This window comes from Salicola sp. AFF1 (assembly GCF_056783195.1).
Genome location: NZ_JBXAYL010000140.1, coordinates 1 through 365 on the forward strand (window position 1 = coordinate 1; position 365 = coordinate 365).

1 pseudogene is annotated in these 365 nt (G+C 60.0%); it reads right to left on the reverse strand.

Annotated features, from left to right (window positions below):
- Positions 1–365 (reverse strand): annotated as a pseudogene (locus AC1RQI_RS17090) (IS1182 family transposase); the annotation flags it as partial.

The following is a 365-nucleotide window of genomic DNA, read 5'->3' on the forward strand; positions in this document are numbered from 1 at the left end:
GTGGCCACGCCGTTGTAACCCTGGATCGTGCCCTTGCCGGTGGTCATCTTGGCGCTTTCATTGTCCGTGATGTTGCTCTTCACTTCCTTGCTCCGCTTGCCCTGGCCCGTCCGTGGGCTCTGCGTCTTTAGGAAGCGGTCGATTTTGTTCTTGGCCTCATCCAGCGAGAGGCTAGTGTTGGCCTCTCGGATTTCCTGGTCCAGTTCGGCCTCGGTGGCGGCCTGATCGCGCTGACGGTGTTCCTGGAGTCGGTGGCGGATCAGCCGACGCAGCTTATCCCGCTTGTCCCCCAGTTCTTTGAAGGTGCCGGACCATTCCTTGCTCGCATCCGAGCTCATCTTGCAGCCATCGATGGCGAACAGTTC